Annotated in this window: 15 protein-coding genes and 1 tRNA gene; 8 read left to right on the plus strand and 8 right to left on the minus strand. The window is 62.8% G+C overall.

Annotated features, from left to right (window positions below):
- Nucleotides 1–62: 62 nt before the first annotated feature.
- Nucleotides 63–833: a MerR family transcriptional regulator gene (locus L0G76_RS01995; RefSeq protein ID WP_304355736.1), complete on the plus strand. Its 771-nt coding sequence runs from the start codon at nt 63–65 to the stop codon at nt 831–833.
- A 34-nt stretch (nt 834–867) separates the two neighbouring features.
- On the opposite strand, the gene L0G76_RS02000 is transcribed toward L0G76_RS01995, so the two are convergent.
- The 3 genes from L0G76_RS02000 to L0G76_RS02010 are packed head-to-tail and all read right to left on the minus strand — an operon-like array spanning nt 868 to nt 2,230.
- Nucleotides 868–1,272, minus strand: a complete 405-nt coding sequence (locus L0G76_RS02000; protein WP_304355737.1) for an HIT family protein — start codon at nt 1,270–1,272, stop codon at nt 868–870.
- Nucleotides 1,273–1,301: 29 nt separating this feature from the next.
- The gene (locus L0G76_RS02005) at nt 1,302–1,790 is read right to left on the minus strand and encodes a redoxin domain-containing protein (protein WP_304355738.1); all 489 of its coding nucleotides are present in this window, start codon (nt 1,788–1,790) and stop codon (nt 1,302–1,304) included.
- Nucleotides 1,787–2,230: a DUF3052 domain-containing protein gene (locus L0G76_RS02010; RefSeq protein WP_231938933.1), complete on the minus strand. Its 444-nt coding sequence runs from the start codon at nt 2,228–2,230 to the stop codon at nt 1,787–1,789. The genes L0G76_RS02005 and L0G76_RS02010 overlap by 4 nt, the downstream gene beginning before the upstream one ends.
- Between L0G76_RS02010 and L0G76_RS02015 the strand changes: the two genes are divergently transcribed.
- The 7 genes from L0G76_RS02015 to L0G76_RS02045 all read left to right on the plus strand — a co-directional run bounded on the left by L0G76_RS02015 (nt 2,229) and on the right by L0G76_RS02045 (nt 10,257).
- The gene (locus L0G76_RS02015; RefSeq protein WP_304355739.1) at nt 2,229–2,381 is read left to right on the plus strand and encodes a hypothetical protein; all 153 of its coding nucleotides are present in this window, start codon (nt 2,229–2,231) and stop codon (nt 2,379–2,381) included. The genes L0G76_RS02010 and L0G76_RS02015 overlap by 2 nt on opposite strands.
- Nucleotides 2,382–2,491: 110 nt before the next feature.
- Nucleotides 2,492–5,254 carry a pyruvate dehydrogenase (acetyl-transferring), homodimeric type gene (gene aceE, locus L0G76_RS02020; RefSeq protein ID WP_304355740.1) on the plus strand — a complete coding sequence of 921 codons (2,763 nt, stop codon included), beginning with the start codon at nt 2,492–2,494 and terminating at the stop codon, nt 5,252–5,254.
- Nucleotides 5,255–5,395: 141 nt separating this feature from the next.
- Nucleotides 5,396–6,595 (plus strand): PucR family transcriptional regulator, encoded by a 1,200-nt coding sequence (locus L0G76_RS02025; RefSeq protein ID WP_304355741.1) that lies wholly within the window; start codon nt 5,396–5,398, stop codon nt 6,593–6,595.
- A gap of 55 nt (nt 6,596–6,650) precedes the next feature.
- Entirely contained in the window at nt 6,651–7,556 is a 906-nt protein-coding gene (locus tag L0G76_RS02030; RefSeq protein ID WP_304355742.1) for an ACP S-malonyltransferase, read from the plus strand.
- A 19-nt stretch (nt 7,557–7,575) separates the two neighbouring features.
- A complete protein-coding gene (locus L0G76_RS02035) occupies nt 7,576–8,577 on the plus strand; it encodes a beta-ketoacyl-ACP synthase III (RefSeq protein ID WP_304355743.1) in 1,002 nt (333 codons plus the stop codon).
- Between the two features lie 118 nt (nt 8,578–8,695).
- Nucleotides 8,696–8,947 carry an acyl carrier protein gene (locus tag L0G76_RS02040; RefSeq protein WP_009882400.1) on the plus strand — a complete coding sequence of 84 codons (252 nt, stop codon included), beginning with the start codon at nt 8,696–8,698 and terminating at the stop codon, nt 8,945–8,947.
- Nucleotides 8,948–9,012: 65 nt separating this feature from the next.
- Entirely contained in the window at nt 9,013–10,257 is a 1,245-nt protein-coding gene (locus L0G76_RS02045; protein ID WP_304355744.1) for a beta-ketoacyl-[acyl-carrier-protein] synthase family protein, read from the plus strand.
- A gap of 460 nt (nt 10,258–10,717) precedes the next feature.
- Here the strand turns inward: L0G76_RS02045 and L0G76_RS02050 are convergent, their stop codons facing one another.
- The 5 genes from L0G76_RS02050 to L0G76_RS02070 all read right to left on the minus strand — a co-directional run.
- The gene (locus L0G76_RS02050) at nt 10,718–11,209 is read right to left on the minus strand and encodes a DUF3145 domain-containing protein (RefSeq protein WP_304355748.1); all 492 of its coding nucleotides are present in this window, start codon (nt 11,207–11,209) and stop codon (nt 10,718–10,720) included.
- 750 nt (nt 11,210–11,959) lie between these two features.
- Nucleotides 11,960–12,036, minus strand: a tRNA-Ile gene (locus L0G76_RS02055).
- Nucleotides 12,037–12,168: 132 nt separating this feature from the next.
- Complete coding sequence (locus L0G76_RS02060; RefSeq protein WP_304355745.1) at nt 12,169–13,428, minus strand: EAL domain-containing protein; 1,260 nt, start codon at nt 13,426–13,428, stop codon at nt 12,169–12,171.
- Between the two features lie 84 nt (nt 13,429–13,512).
- Entirely contained in the window at nt 13,513–14,973 is a 1,461-nt protein-coding gene (locus L0G76_RS02065; protein ID WP_304355746.1) for an MFS transporter, read from the minus strand.
- Nucleotides 14,974–15,114: 141 nt separating this feature from the next.
- A partial coding sequence (locus tag L0G76_RS02070; protein ID WP_304355747.1) for an LLM class flavin-dependent oxidoreductase occupies nt 15,115–15,935 on the minus strand: 821 nt, incomplete at its 5' end.

The raw sequence follows: 15,935 nt of genomic DNA on the forward strand, positions 1-15,935 counted from the left end.
GGCGAGCCTTCTTCGCCTGCCTCGTTGACATTGACGCGACGTCAACTTCTAAGCTGATCGTCATGGACTGGTCCATACAGGAAACAGCGCGGATGACGGGGACGACGAGCCGAACACTGCGTCACTATGACGCAATCGGACTGCTGCCGCCGACGTACATCGCCGACAACGGCTACCGATACTACGACGAGACAGGGCTTGTGCGCCTCCAGCGCATCCTCCTGCTCAAGGAGCTCGGGATGTCTTTGACCCGGATCGCTGAGGTGCTCGAGAGCACCGAGGATCCGATTGTGGCATTGTCCGACCACGTGCGCAGTCTCGGACGCGAGCGTGCCCGGATCGATCGGCAGATTGTCTCCGTCACCGCGACCATCGCACGATTGGAAGCAGGTGAACCTCTCATGGCAGAGGAGATGTTCGATGGATTCGACCATCGAGTGCACAAGGAAGAGGTGACACGACGCTGGGGCCGTGAGGCCTATGAGACATCCGCTGGGTGGTGGGAGTCTCTCAGTCCCGACGACAGGCAGTCGTGGAAGGCCGATGTTGAGCGGCTGAGTCAGGACTGGAGGAAGGCCGCCGAGGCGGGGGCCGGCCCCGGATCGGATTGTTGCCAGGATCTGGCGCGCCGTCACGTGCAGTGGCTCAGTGCCACACCGGGGACACCGGCGCATGATCCCGGCGGTGACCTCGACGGCTATGTCCGCGCTCTCGCCGATATGTACGTCAGCGATCCACGGTTCGGCGCCAACTACGGTGGCGTGGCGGGGGCAGAGCTGGTTAGAGACTCACTCAACCTCTACCTCGACGCCGACGCAGCCGGCGAACGATGATCAGCTGATCAGTCGCGCCGGTCTCGACGCCTGATCAGGACTGCCGTTCCAGGGCTCGCCGAATCTTCTCGGCGGGCCCTGCCAGCGCTTCGGGGCTCTGCATGGGTGCACGGTCCGAGATGTCGAAGTCGTCCATCGAGTTCGTCGGCAGGACGTGGATATGCAGATGCGGGACCTCATAGCCGACGACGAGCAGGCCGATGCGCTCGCAGTCGAGGGCCTCCTGCTGGGCACGTCCGATCTGTCGCGCCACCGCCATCAGGTGGTCGAGCAGATCCTGGTCGGCGTCGATCCAGTGTGAGATCTCCTCCCTGGGCACGACCATGACGTGGCCCTCGGTCATCGGTGCGACATCGAGGAAAGCGACGCACACATCATCCTGGTGGACGAAGGTGCCGGGAATCTCGCCGTTGATGATCTTGGTGAAGATGGTAGCCATGGTTCATTCCTCCTTGGACGACCTGAGTGTCACAGTGCCGTTGTACCACTGCCGCAGTGTGCTCGAGCATGAGCGACATCAACGGAGAAGTCACGGGTTTCGGTTCGAGCGACCTGACGACTGGTCACGATCGTACCTGTTGAAGAGATGACGAAGACTCCACGCTCAGCCACGCCGTGAACATCGTCGAAGACCCCGTAGGACTTCGCCACCTCTCCGTGTGGCCAGAAGTCCGAACCGAGGCCAAGACTGACCTCACGAGCTTCTGACCACGCGGCGAGTGTGTACTTCGAATCGACGGACATGCCGATGATCTCGACCGGTTCAGCCGCATCCGCCAGTGACTGCGCCAGGTCGTCAACGGCTTTGATCTCGTCACCGCACACGGGCGAGAAGGCGAACGGAAGGAAGACGAGGATGACAGCCGATCGACTGCGAACCTCTGCGAGGTGGAGCGTGGACCCGAACTGATCGGGAACGCAGAAATCAGGGGCCCGGTCTCCGGGCCGAAGGATCATGAATGGTTCTTCTTGCCCACCAAACGGAAACCGGCCCAGTGATCGGCTGCGCTGACCGTTGAGGTCACGTGCATGCCAGCCGTGGGAGCTGCCTCAGAAATGTCGGCCGGGCTGATGTGGCCGGGGCGACTTGCTTTGGGAGAGAGGAGCCAGACGACTCCGCCATCCTTCAATGTGGCCTGTGCGTCGACGAGACCATCGATGAGGTCGTCATCGTCGGAACGCCACCACATCAGAATGATGTCGAAGACATCGTCGACATCACCGTCCGCGATTTTCTCACCGATGATGTTTTCGATCGCCTGGCACAGGTCCAAGTCGACGTCATCGTCGTAGCCGATTTCTTGCACATAGTCTCCCGCAGCCAAACCAAGGTTCTGGCCCAGCTCGTTGGGGAGGGTCGACGTGGAAGATGTCCTTTCAGGAGAGGAGTTACTCATGCCCTTATTGTTCCGTCAAGTGTGTCGCGGGCGCAAATGGCGGCGCGTCAAGGTGATGCAATCGGCCTCAAAGGGCATCGAAGACCACGAACTCGTCATCGAGATCACAGAATTTCGGCCCAGCGAAGTTCTCGCGGGAGTACTAGGCTGATGGGAGTATCTGGTGGACCCTGGACTCAATCATGATTTGAACGTCCATTCCACTTGAACAGCCGGATCTCGACACAACGAAGATCGTGGAGCGGAAGAGAGGACCACACCGTGGACAACCGGAAACAGGGCGGACCGATTCTCAACGGACTGCCCAGCCAGGTGCCCGACATCGATCCCGAGGAGACTGAGGAGTGGCTGGCATCGCTGGACGGCCTCATCGACGAGGGCGGACGGTCACGGGCACGCTACGTGATGCTGCGAATGCTCCAGCGTTCGCGGGAGAAGCGCATCGGTGTGCCCAGCCTGACTGCCACCGACTATGTGAACACGTTCGGCCCAGAGAACGAGCCGTGGTTCCCCGGTGATGAAGAGGTCGAGCGCCGCTATCGGCGCTGGAACCGTTGGAATGCCGCAATGCTCGTCCATCGAGCACAGCGGCCCGGTGTCGAGGTGGGCGGACACATCTCCACCTACGCGTCCTCTGCCACACTCTACGAAGTCGGTCTCAACCACTTCTTCCGGGGAAAGGACCATCCCGGCGGCGGCGACCATATCTTCTACCAGGGTCACGCCTCCCCCGGCATGTACGCTCGCGCCTACCTCGAAGGCCGGATGAGCGAACAGGACCTCGACGGCTTCCGTCAGCAGCAGTCCCACCAGATCGACGGCAAGCCCGCCGGACTGCCCTCCTATCCGCACCCTCATCAGCTCCCCGACTTCTGGGAGCACCCGACCGTGTCGATGGGCCTGGGCCCGGTGAACGCGATAGCGCAGGCGCAGTTCGACAAGTACCTCCACAACCGCGACATCAAGGACACGTCCGGACAGCAGACCTGGGCGTTCCTCGGCGACGGTGAGATGGACGAACCGGAAAGCCGCGGCATGCTCCACGTCGCCGCCTTCGAAGAGCTCGACAACCTCAACTTCGTCATCAACTGCAATCTGCAGCGCCTCGACGGTCCGGTGCGCGGCAACGGCAAGATCATTCAGGAGCTCGAAGCCTATTTCCGTGGCGCCGGATGGAACGTCATCAAGGTCGTGTGGGGGCGCGAATGGGACGCCCTGCTGGGCAAGGATCGTGACGGGGCCCTGGTCAACCTCATGAATGCCACCCCCGACGGTGACTACCAGACGTACAAGGGTGAGTCCGGCGGATTCGTCCGCGACAACTTCTTCGGCCGCGATCCCCGCACGAAGACGATGGTCGAGGACTACACCGACGACGAGATCTGGAACCTCAAGCGCGGCGGTCACGACTACCGCAAGGTCTACGCCGCATACAAGGCGGCGACCGAGCACACCGGTCAGCCGACGGTCATTCTCGTCAAGACCGTCAAGGGTTACTCGCTCGGACCTCACTTCGAGGCCCGCAATGCGACCCACCAGATGAAGAAGATGACGATCGATGACCTCAAGCTGGCTCGCGATCACTTCCAGGTCCCGATCTCGGACAAGGACCTGGAGGCCGACCCGAAGCTGCCGCCGTACTATCACCCCGGGCAGGACGCTCCGGAGATCAAGTACCTGCAGGAACGCCGCGCCGCATTGGGCGGGTACTCCCCCGAACGACGCAGCACACACATCGATCTCAAGCTTCCCTCCGACAAGGCCTTCGACGCGGGCAAGCGCGGTTCGGGCAAACAGACGATCGCAACCACCATGGGATTCGTCCGTGTGCTCAAGGACCTCATGCGGGAGAAGGAATTCGGCAAGCGCATCGTGCCGATCATCCCCGACGAGGCCCGGACCTTCGGCATGGACTCGTTCTTCCCGACGGCGAAGATCTACAACCCGCACGGCCAGAACTATATCTCGGTCGACCGCGACCTGTTCCTCGCCTACAAGGAAGCCACCGACGGCCAGCTGCTTCACATGGGCATCAATGAGGCCGGTGCCACCGCGGCGCTGACCGCCGTCGGCACCTCCTACGCCACCCACGGCGAGCCGATGATCCCGTTCTACATCTTCTATTCGATGTTCGGGTTCCAGCGCAGCGGCGACTTCTTCTGGGCGGCGGGCGATCAGATGGCCCGCGGATTCGTCCTCGGCGCCACCGCCGGCCGGACAACCCTGGTGGCGGAGGGCCTCCAGCACGGTGACGGTCATTCGCACCTGCTGGCGTCGACCTATCCGTCCATCGTGTCCTACGATCCTGCCTACACCTACGAGATCGCCCGCATCGTCCGCGACGGCATCCACCGCATGTACGATCCGGACGACGAACGCGACCCCAACGTCATGTACTACCTCACCATGTACAACGAGCCGATGGTTCAGCCTCCTGAGCCGGAGGACCTCGACGTCGAGGGTGTTCTCAAGGGCATGTACCTACTGTCCGAGGGACCGGACAACGGCGGCCCGAAGGTGCAGCTCATGGCCTCCGGCGTGAGTGTGCCGTGGATCCTCGAGGCGCAGGAGCTCCTGGCCGAGGATTGGGGCGTATCGGCCGATGTGTGGTCGGTGACCTCATGGACCGAGCTGCGTCGCGACGGCCTGGCCGTCGAAGACGAGCGACTGCTCAATCCTGATGGCGAAGCACGTGTGCCGTACGTGACCCAGAAGATGGCCGAGGTCGATGGACCCGTTGTGGCGACCTCGGACTTCATGCGCGCGGTTCCGGATCAGATCCGCCAGTACGTGCCCAGCCACTTCACCTCCCTGGGCACCGACGGCTATGCGATCTCGGACACCCGTCCGGCCGCTCGCCGCTATTACCATGTCGACGGACCCTCGGTCGTGACTCAGGCTCTGATGTCCTTGGCCGACACCGGCGCGATCTCGATTGACAAGGCCGCCGAGGCGGCGCGGAAGTACCAGCTCGACGACGTCACCGCGGGGGCGTCGGGATCGACCGAAGGCGCGGGGGCCTGAACCCACCGCACTAGGCGGTGAAATCGATACCGCACAGAGTATGGCCGGAGCCTCCAAGGCTCCGGCCATACTTGTGTCAATCGACAAAACCTTGTGTGTCGCATACAAGCAAATTGTGCCGAAGCGTTTAAAATGGTGCCTATGACAACTGATGCCGAGACGCTCCGGCGCCGCGCAGAGACGGCACGACGTCTGCGGGCCGGAGTGGGAGTCCTTTCCACTGTGACCCTGCAGCGACTCGAAGCTCGGCTCCCCTGGTACCGCGGCATGTCTCCCTCCGACCGTTCCTGGGTCGGACTGTTGGCCCAGTCGGGCATCTCGTCATTCATCGACTGGTACCGCAAGCCGGATACGGACCTGCGAGTCGTCAGCGAGATCTTCAAATCCGCCCCCCGCGATCTCATCCGCGCCATCAGCCTGCAGCAGACGCTCCAGCTGCTCAAGGTCGTCGTCGAGGTCGTTGAGGAGAGAGTGCCCGACATTGCGCGCACGGTCGAACAGCCGGCGCTGCGGGAAGCCGTCCTCGTCTATTCCCGTGAGATCGCCTTCGCCGCCGCCGATGTCTATGCCCGCGCCGCCGAGGCCAGAGGCAGCTGGGATGCTCGTCTGGAAGCCATGGTCGTCGATGCCCTGGTCCGCGGCGATTCCGTCGATGAACTGGCCAGCCGCACCGCAGCCTTCGGCTGGCAGTCCGAGGGTCCCGTCAGCGTCCTCGTCGGGCGGGCTCCGCAGAGATCGGCCAAGCGAGGCCTCGACGTCATCCGACGTAAGGCCCGGAAATGGGCCGATGACGCGCTCGTGGGCATTCACGACAACCGCCTGCTCATCGTCCTCGGCGGTGCCACCGATCTCGATACGGCCGTTGAGGATCTCTCCGACTGCTTCGGACCCTCGGAGGTCATCGTGGGACCCAGTGTTCCGAGTCTCGCGGAGGCCGCCACCTCGGCGAAGGCAGCGATCATGGCACTCAAGGCGGCCACGGCCCGTCCCGACTCTCCACGTCCCGTCAAGGCCGAAGAGCTCCTGCCCGAACGCGCACTGTCGGGAGACGCCGTCGCCTTGGGCGAACTCATCAGCCGCTATTACGAACCACTGACGTCGGGGACCGGACAGCTGCTGAAGACGGTCAGCGCCTACGTCGAGTTCGGGTCGTCCCTGGAAGCCACGGCCAAGGCCCTCTCCGTCCATCCGAACACGGTGAGATACCGGCTGCGGAAGATCACCTCGGCGATCTCACTCGATCCGACGATCTCCCGTGATGCCTTCGTCATCCACATCGCATTGGTCTACGGGCGACTGTCAGATGCAGGGCTATTGTCGAACACCGACAAAACACACTGAGCACAGCACACCATCCACTAGATTGACCATTGAAGTCGAGCGAAAAGAGAACTGAGTGCTAGCAATCACGTGCCCGGGCCAGGGGGCCCAGAAGTCGGGCTTTCTGAGTTCCTTCCTGGAACTCGACGCCTTCGCCGCACAGATCGACGAACTTTCCGCCGCATCCGGGATCAACCTGCGACTGCACGGAACCGAATCGGACGACGAGACCATCAAGGACACAGCACTGGCACAGCCGCTGCTCGTCGCTTCAGCGATCGCCTGCGCCGCTGAGCTCGGAGCTCGGGCAGAGTATGTCGCCGGGCACTCGGTCGGTGAAATCGCTGCCGCGCAGATCGCCGGTGTCCTCTCTCCTGCCGATGCCATGCGCTTCGTCGCAGTGCGCGGAGCAGGTATGGCAGCTGCGGCGGCCCAGACTCCGACTGGCATGTCGGCCGTCGTCGGCGGCGACCCGGCCGACGTTCTGGCCGCCATCGAGGCAGCCGGTGTCAGCCCTGCCAACGTCAACGGCGGCGGACAGACTGTGGCAGCGGGATCGTTGGCGGACCTGGAGAAGCTGGCCGAGAACCCGCCGGAGAGGGCACGTGTCATCGCTCTGCCCGTGGCTGGTGCCTTCCACACCGAGTACATGGCGCCTGCGACAAAGGAATTGAACGCCACCGCCTCGGCGTTGGAGGTCGCAGATCCTGCCACTTACATCCTGAGCAACTCCGACGGAACAGTCGTCGAGAGCGGTCAGGACTACGTGGACCGTCTCGTCAAGCAGGTCACGAACCCGGTCCGCTGGGATCTGTGCCAGGAGACTCTGCTGAACGCGGGGGTCACCGGAATGATCGAGCTCGTTCCCGGCGGCACTCTGACCGGAATCGCACGACGCGCCATGAAGGGCGTGGAGACATTCGCCATCAAGTCCGCCGCCGACCTCGACGGTGCGCGTGAGTTCGCCGCGGCCCACGCCTGACCATCAAAGGAAGACCACCATGCCTACACTGAAGACCGCAGAACCCGGAAGCTTCTCCACGATCACGGGCATCGGCGCCTACCGTGCCGAGAACCTCGTCACCAACGATGACATCGCAGGCCCGATCAACTCTTCGGACGAATGGATCCGCCAGCGCACCGGCATCATCACACGGCGTCGCGCCAGCAAGGATGTCGGCGTCCTCGATATGTGTGAAGAAGCCGCTCTCGAGGCGATCGCCTCTTCGGGTCTCAAACCCGAAGACATCGGCGGCATCATCATCTCCACCGTCACATTCGAGTATTTCACCCCATCTGCGGCAGCGGCGCTGACCGCCCGCCTGGGTACCGGCCCCATCCCCGCATGGGACATCAGCGCGGCCTGCGCCGGGTACTGCTATGGCATCGGTCAGGCCGACGCTCTCGTGCGTTCGGGTGCGATGGACAACATTCTGGTCATCGGTGCTGAGAAGCTCTCCGAGGTCATCGATCCCGAGGATCGTTCGATCTCGTTCATCCTCGGTGATGGAGCCGGCGCTGTCGTCGTCTCTTCATCCGATGAGCCCGGCATTTCGAAGACCGTCTGGGGTTCGAAGGGCGAGAACTGGTCGACGATCCGCATGACCGAGTCGCTCTACGACGTCCGCGACGACCGCGACACACCGTTCCCGACTCTGCGCCAGGACGGGCCGACCGTCTTCCGCTGGGCCGTCTGGGACGGTGCCGAGGTTGCCAAGGAGGCACTTGCCGAATCGGGCATCGACGCCTCCGACCTCGCGGCCTTCATCCCCCACCAGGCCAATATGCGCATCATCGACGAACTTGCCAAGCAGCTCAAGCTTCCTGAACACGTCGTCATCGCGCGCGACATCGCAGACAACGGCAACACCTCGGCGGCTTCCATCCCGTTGGCCACCGAACGTCTGCTGCGCGAACAGCCCGAACTCAGTGGAGGATTGGCCCTGCAGATCGGCTTCGGAGCCGGTCTGGTCTTCGGTGCCCAGGTGATCCGCCTCCCTTAAACGGGGCCATTCGCGGAAAACTCTCCGTGAATGTTCTAAGATATTCGGCGGGACACTCGTCGAAAAGTTCCTCAACCGGTCGAACAACCCTCGGCTGACACTAGAAAGTAGGAAAGAAATGGCATTCACCGAAGCTGAAGTCCTCGCTGGACTGGCAGAGATCGTCAACGAAGAAACCGGTCTGGCTGTGGAAGCAGTCGAGGCCAACAAGTCCTTCACCGATGACCTCGACATCGACTCCATCTCGATGATGACCATCGTCGTCAACGCTGAGAAGAAGTTCGGCGTGAAGATTCCGGATGACGACGTCAAGGACCTCGTCACCGTCCAGGACGCTGTTGACTACATCAACAAGGCTCAAGAGGCCTGAGAAACCAGCCGAACACGGCCCGTCCACAGACGGGCCGTGTCCACTCTATCGACGAGGTTTGTACCATGACACCTAAAGTTGTCGTCACCGGGATTGGTGCGGTAACCCCATTGGGCGCGACGGCCGATGCCACGTGGCAAGCCGCTCTGGCCGGCGAGTCCGGCGTCCACACAATGGACAATGATTGGTCCGAGAAGTACGGTCTCGCCGTCGACTTCGCAGCACAGGTCGACCCACAGGTCGTTCCCGACAATCTCAAACGCGTCCAGGCCAAACGCCTCGACCCCTCCTCACAGTTCGCTCTGATCTCCGCTCGTGAAGCCATGGCCGACGCCGGGCTCGAGGAGACCGATCCTGACCGCACCGCAGTCTCCTGGGCGACCGGTATCGGCGGAGTCTGGACCCTGCTCGACGCCTGGGACACCCTTCAGGAAGAGGGCCCACGCCGGGTCATGCCCCTGACTGTACCGATGCTCATGCCCAACGGCCCTGCCGCGGCAATCGGTATGGAGTTCAAGGCCCGCGCAGGTGTCCAGACAATGGTCTCCGCCTGTGCTTCGTCAACCGAGAGCCTGGGTCACGCCTACGACGTAGTGGCCAACGGCCACGCCGATATCGTCATCGCCGGTGGTTCCGAGGCCGCGATCCACCCAATCACGATCGCGTCCTTCAACTCCATGCAGGCGCTGTCACGCCGCACCGACTCCCCTGAGACCGCATCTCGCCCCTACGACGTCGATCGCGATGGATTCGTCATGGGCGAGGGTGCAGGAACCCTCATCCTGGAGACCGAAGAGCACGCCAAGGCGCGTGGTGCGACAATCTACGCCGAGGTGTCCAGCTGGGGCATTTCGAACGACGCCTACCACATCACCGGTGGTGAACCCGGCGGTCAGTACGCGCTGCGAGCGATGCAGAGCGCGCTGGACAATGCGGAGCTCAGCCCCGCCGACATCAAGCACGTCAATGCCCATGCGACCTCGACTCCGGTCGGTGACATTCCTGAGTCGCTGGCCATCAGCGAACTGCTGGGCCCTCACGTCGGCGATGCCCTGGTCAGCGCCACCAAGTCGATGACCGGCCATCTGCTGGGTGGAACGGGGGCTGTCGAGTCGATACTGACGGTCAAGGCGCTGCAGACACGCACAGCTCCCCCGACGATCAACATCGACGAGGTCGACCCGGAGGTCGTGGGCATCAACATCGTCCGCGACACTCCTGCAGAACTGCCTGCCGGAGACATTGCCGCGATCTCGAATTCGTTCGGATTCGGCGGGCACAATGCCGTCGTCGCCTTCAAATCCGTGTGATGCTATTCCGCTGATGTCTCAGTGATGACTCACTGACGGCTGCGGAGGCCATGTTCGCCTCCACGTGATGCAACAACAGCTTTCAGGCCCCCAGCTTCGTTGCTGGGGGCCTGAATTGCTGTGTGAGCCGGGCCGTGTCGGGTCGGCTGACGTCAGGCAGGGCTGACGACGGGCGAGGCTGTCAGTGGCGGGGTTGCCCGTGGTGGGGCGGAGCCGGTCTCACTGTGCTGCCATGACAGGTGCGGCGCGTTGCTGGCTCGCTTCGACACCAAGCTCGAGTACGTCGTCGCTGGCGACGACATATTCCGAATTGGCATCGATTGAGGCGTTGAGCGGACACGACTCTGGGCACACCCGAGGTAGGCAGGTGTGCCCAGAGCAGTCAGCAGTGACGACCAAGCTTCGGTCGAACCGTCTGGTCGGCGGCTACGCTGCTGTGCCGGGTGGTTCAGTTGGAGACTCAGCCGACCTTCGTCAGCCAGCGAACCGGCGCGCCCTCGCCTGCGTGGCGGAAGGCGTCGAGCTCCTCGTCCCAGGCTTCGCCCAGGGCCAGAGCCATCTCAGTGGAGAGTTTGATCGGATCACCGGAGGCACGTTCCATGACGGAGCGGATGCGGTCCTCGGGGACCAGAATGTTGCCGGCAGAATCGGTGACTGCGTGATAGATGCCGAGATCTGGAGTGTGGCTCCAACGTCCACCGTCGACTCCGGCGGAGGGCTCCTCGGTCACTTCATAGCGCAACGACTCCCAGCCGCGGAGGGCTGAAGCGATGCGCGGACCCGAACCCGCTGGCGCACGCCAGCAGACTTCGGCGCGCACAAGGCCTGGTGCCGCCGGCTGGGGTGTCCAGTCGAAGCGGGCCTGTGCACCGATAGCCCCGCCCGCTGCCCATTCGATGTGCGGGCATAGCGCGCGAGGTGCTGAGTGGACGAATAGTACGCCCTGTGTCATATCCATTTGTGCCTCCTACCTCGGATACGTCTTCCCCTACGATCCGAAAGGAGGTGCTACAGCCAATGATAGACGAGATTTGCCTGTGCACCAAGCACTGAAATACCTGGTGGCGTCGCGTGTGGTCGAGTTCCCCAAAGGCACATGATGAGAGCGTCTCTGCGAGCTGCCCGTTTCCCGGACACAGAAGACCACCAGTAAGCATCCCTCGACTGCGTGACCTACGATTGCGGGATGGTGCAAGAGAACAGGAAGCCGCACACTGTACGAATGTTCCCGGACTATGCGCACACCGTGCTCTGGCTGGATGGGCCGGTGGACTATATGGACTCCGGGCTCTCGTCCGAACTGATTCGTGTGCTGCAAGAGTGGGAGCAGTCGTACTACGATTCGCTGGATTCGGATCTGGAGTGGAAGTCGCCGAGCGCTGCCCGTGCTTTCACGGCTGTGGGCATCGACATAGCGGGCCGGGTCGCGAACGAACTCGGCGCCGAGTTCGCCATCGAATTCGCCTCCTCTGAAGACGGTGCGCCGACGCACACAGTTCGAAGCCGCAGACCGGCGAACAACAAGAAGGCCTCGGCAACGTTTGCAAACATCGTCTCAGAGATGGAATCGGAGAAAGAACGCGTTGCACGAATGGTGGCCGATGGCCGCCCCGGTGCCGGTTGGAGGGCCGTCGCGCCTCTCCGGAGCTGTATACACCCCGGGCGGCCACGGGCGCGGGGTGAAGAACGGCGACTGACGCCGTGGTGCCCCCGGCCGGACTTGAACCGGCGGCCAAGGAATTATGAGTTCCCTGCTCTGACCAGCTGAGCTACGGGGGCGAGCCAGAAACAAGATTAGCACCAACTGGCAGTCCGGCCCCATTCGGCCCACCCGTGGTACGCCGAGCAACAGAATCTCGGGTCGCGACCGCCGACGATTCCAAGCTCAATGATGTGGGCCGGCTAGGTGAGTCAGCTCGCCGAGGTGACGGGCGAAATGCGTGTCAGTGCACTTCGGGCTGCGTCGACGCAGGTGTAGCGCTCAGTAGTGATGTAGACGTCGAACACTGTCTGGCCGTCGCTGCCGGGGTCGTTGCGCTTGGATGCGGCGACGAGACCAGACCAATCCGGCCCGACCACGACGACGCCGTGCTCATTGCGCATTGGATCGGAGGCGTCGACCACGCCTGTGCGCACTCCCGGGATCGGGGGTTGTGTGAATCCGCCGGAGAACATGGCGGTCAGACCGACTGTGTCACGAATGCGTTCATAGCGATCACGGGTGGCTTGGGAGAAGGTTTCATCCTCGCCGAAGACGCCGAGGGTGACCGTTGCAGCACCCGAGGCCAGAGCCCGCTCTTCAAGAGCGGCGATCTGCGCGATCAGGAGCTCACGGTTCATCACCAGCGGTTCACGCCGCAGCCCCTGGGCAATCGAGTAGGGAGTTCCCAGCGCCGGGAGGTTTCGCGAATAGTGGTCGACCAGTCCGTCTTCGATCGGCTCCGTGAAAGGTTCGGGCTCCTTGGTCGCTGGGCCGAAGAAGGGCCCCGACATGAAGCGTGCGCCGAGTGCTCTGACCCGATCGAAATCATCTTCGGTCGTCACACCTTCGGCGAGGATCACTGCACCGGTGCGCTCGAGGTGAGCGTGGAGGAGCCGATTGAGCTCCGCCAGATGCGAATCGCTGTCGATGCGCAGGACATCGGGGTGGAGGCCGACCACAGAGGGGTTGACCAGGGGGACGAAGGATGTGCTGCGCAGATCCGCGCCGACCGATGACATTCCCACGCCCCAGCCCATCGACCTCGCCTGGCGGACCGCGCGGAGCACGGACGCCGGGGAGGAGGACACTCGGGAGGCGTCGAGCTGAAGAATGACCGACCGGTCGGGCTCTTCGGTGCGATCTTCGAGTGTGGCGAAGGATTCGCCCTCGGCGTGGAGGAAGAGTCGGTTCGATTTGGGCAGCCCGGCCGCCTCGGCGGTTCTCAGAGCCGTTGCTCGAAGCGAGGCATCGATGTCGCCGATCATCGCCGAAGCATGCATCTCCCGCCGGAGATTTTCGGATTCGGCATGGCCGAGAGCCGGGTCATCGATGGGGGCCTGAAGGATCTGATAGCCGACCTTGTCGAATGTGTACGCGTCGACGACGGGGGCGAAATAGGTTTCGATCCCACCCGAGCGCACCAGCTCCTCCAGAGCCAGGTCCAGATCGTGTACCGCCTCAACCACCATATGTCCTTCCATGGGCAAACGTGCGTAAACAGTCTTCCACATGGGGACACTTCGGATTGTCTAAAATCAGTAACATTATTGCGCTCAGAGCTGACGGCGGCGACCGCGCCTGACTTCGGTCAGACCGACGATTCCGGCTACGACCACGATGACCGCAATCGCTGCGAATGAGCTGATCATGCCGATGTTCCAGTCGCTGACGGCGGTGACGGCGAAGGCCAATGCGGTCATGATGGCCAAACCCATCGACGTTCCGATGCGCTGGCCGGTCTGCAGTACTCCCCCGGCCGAGCCCGCGTACTTCAGGGGCACTTCCTGCAGCGTCAGGGTCTGGTTGGGGCTGATGACCATGCCCTGTGCAGCACCGATGAAGCACAAAGTCAGCAGCATCCACCATTCGCTGCCGATGCCCTGCGTGAGCAGGAAGACGACTCCGATCGTGGAGACCAGGCCCACCAGGCAAGTGATGATCCCCCAGACAACGAGCCTGCGTCCGATCTGGAATACGAAGCGACCGGACACATCCGCCGATACAGCGGAGAGCAGCGCGGCCGGCAGTCCGATCATTCCTGCAGCCAGTGCGGTGTGCCCAAGGCCCTGCTGCATGTACATGGCGATCAGCACCCAGACGCTGGTCACGCCCATGAAATAGAGGGTGATGATGATCGAGCCGTTGCTGAAGCTCTTGATGCCGAACAGCTTGAGATCGACCATGGGTGCGTGCCCACGAGCGGAGTACCTGCGCTCCCATCGCGTCCAGAGCCAGATCGTGAAGAGTCCCAGCGGCAGGCAGAGCCAGATGAACCACCCGACCGACGACTCGACGAAGGGCAACAGCACAAAGAGGACTCCGATTCCCAGAAGAATGACTCCGACCGGGTCGAGGTCGCGATCCCGTTTCGGGAACGTGCGATCAGTCGCCGAGGAGTCCGCTGAGTCCGCATCGGTGTTGTCGGTGCCCGCGATGGGGTGCCAGGCTGATTTCGGCAGCCAGCTCTTGGCCAGGATGAGGGAGATGACGGCGAATGGCACGTTGACGAGGAACGCCGCACGCCAGCCCAGCTCAGGGCCGAAGAGCGCGATGAAGACACCACCGAGGACTGGCCCGGTGGCGACAGAGAGCCCGACGGTAGTGCCCATCAGCCCGAAGGCCCGTCCGCGCTGCGGCCCGTGGAAGTACTGTTGCAGCAGACCGACGACCTGCGGGTTGAGCAGTCCCGATCCGAGCCCCATGAAGACACGGGCGATATTGAGGGTCAGCGTCCCGGGTGCGATGCCGGCGACGAGCGATGCCAGGCCGAACAGGCCGACTCCGATCATGAACAGCTGACCGCGCCCGAAGACGTCACCGGCCCGGCCGGAAGCGACCAGCACGACTCCGAATGAGAGTGCATAGCCCGTGAGGACCCATTGGAGCGCCGACGAGGATGCCTCGAGGTCGGTCTCAATGGAGGGCAGGACGACGTTGATGATCGAGACCGAGAGCAGCGACATGAAGAGCGGAACGAGACCGATCAGGACGATTCGTCTCTGAACCTGATTCATCCGCTGGCCGTCGCCCACCTGATCACCTCTGTTCAGACCGTATCCCGCACAGAGATCACCGCACGAAACCACATCGATTCGACTGCCCCCTATAAGGGGACTGTCTCATCATACGTGTCTGCGCTCAGACCACGGGCGGAATCACCCTGCGTGCCCGGTCACCGGTCCAGCAGTATTGGACTCCCACCCCAGAGCCGGTGCAACGTAGCTGGCGAAAGACTCCAGGATGTGGAGGTTGTAATCGACACCCAGCTGACTGGGGATCGTGAGCAGCACCGTGTCCGCGGCCTCGACGGCAGGGTCGGCCTTCAACGATTCGATGAGGTCATCGGGTTCTCCCGCATAGGTCTTGCCGAAGGTCGAACGAGCTCCGTCGATGACGCCGATCTGATCACCTTGTCCACCGGAGCGTCGACCGAAGTAGAGATCATCGAGGTTCGTGGTGATCGGGAAGATGCTGCGGCTGACAGACACTCGTGGGGTCCAGTGATGATCTGCGGCCTGCCACGCCGCGCGATAGCGGTCGATCTGATCACGCTGCAGTTCACCGAAGGAAGCGCCGGTGGCTTCGGTCAGGAGGGTTGAGCTCATCATGTTCACGCCTTGAGCCGCTGCCCATTCGGCGGTGGCCGCGGTACCGGCACCCCACCAGATGCGCTGATTGAGGCCGGGCGAATGAGGTTCGACGCGCAGCTTCTTCCCGGGTCCGAACTGAATCGGGTCGGCCGGCGCCAGTTCCTCCCCTCTGACTGCAGACAGGAACCGAGCGAACTTCGCGCGGGCCATGTTCGCGGCCTTCGCATCGCCGCTGTCGTGGTCGCTGTAGCCGAAGGCTTCCCAGCCATGATCGGCCAGTTCCGGTGATCCCCGGCTGATGCCCAACGCCACACGCTGATCCGAGAGCAGATCAAGGGCCGCGGCTTCCTCTGCCAGATAGAGAGGGTTCTCATAGCGCATGTCGA

The sequence above is a fragment of the Brevibacterium picturae genome (assembly GCF_030453725.1).
Classification (GTDB): Bacteria; Actinomycetota; Actinomycetes; order Actinomycetales; family Brevibacteriaceae; genus Brevibacterium; species Brevibacterium sandarakinum_A.

Bases quoted from the DNA above. Each gene is read 5' to 3' on its own strand.
- L0G76_RS02010 (WP_231938933.1), bottom strand. From the start codon at position 2,230: ATGAGTAACTCCTCTCCTGAAAGGACATCTTCCACGTCGACCCTCCCC.
- L0G76_RS02060 (WP_304355745.1), bottom strand. From the start codon at position 13,428: ATGGTGGTTGAGGCGGTACACGATCTGGACCTGGCTCTGGAGGAGCTG.
- L0G76_RS02045 (WP_304355744.1), top strand. From the start codon at position 9,013: ATGACACCTAAAGTTGTCGTCACCGGGATTGGTGCGGTAACCCCATTG.
- L0G76_RS02015 (WP_304355739.1), top strand. From the start codon at position 2,229: ATGCCCTTATTGTTCCGTCAAGTGTGTCGCGGGCGCAAATGGCGGCGC.
- L0G76_RS02050 (WP_304355748.1), bottom strand. From the start codon at position 11,209: ATGACACAGGGCGTACTATTCGTCCACTCAGCACCTCGCGCGCTATGC.
- L0G76_RS02040 (WP_009882400.1), top strand. From the start codon at position 8,696: ATGGCATTCACCGAAGCTGAAGTCCTCGCTGGACTGGCAGAGATCGTC.
- L0G76_RS01995 (WP_304355736.1), top strand. From the start codon at position 63: ATGGACTGGTCCATACAGGAAACAGCGCGGATGACGGGGACGACGAGC.
- L0G76_RS02035 (WP_304355743.1), top strand. From the start codon at position 7,576: ATGCCTACACTGAAGACCGCAGAACCCGGAAGCTTCTCCACGATCACG.
- L0G76_RS02065 (WP_304355746.1), bottom strand. From the start codon at position 14,973: ATGAATCAGGTTCAGAGACGAATCGTCCTGATCGGTCTCGTTCCGCTC.
- L0G76_RS02025 (WP_304355741.1), top strand. From the start codon at position 5,396: ATGACAACTGATGCCGAGACGCTCCGGCGCCGCGCAGAGACGGCACGA.
- L0G76_RS02005 (WP_304355738.1), bottom strand. From the start codon at position 1,790: ATGATCCTTCGGCCCGGAGACCGGGCCCCTGATTTCTGCGTTCCCGAT.
- L0G76_RS02000 (WP_304355737.1), bottom strand. From the start codon at position 1,272: ATGGCTACCATCTTCACCAAGATCATCAACGGCGAGATTCCCGGCACC.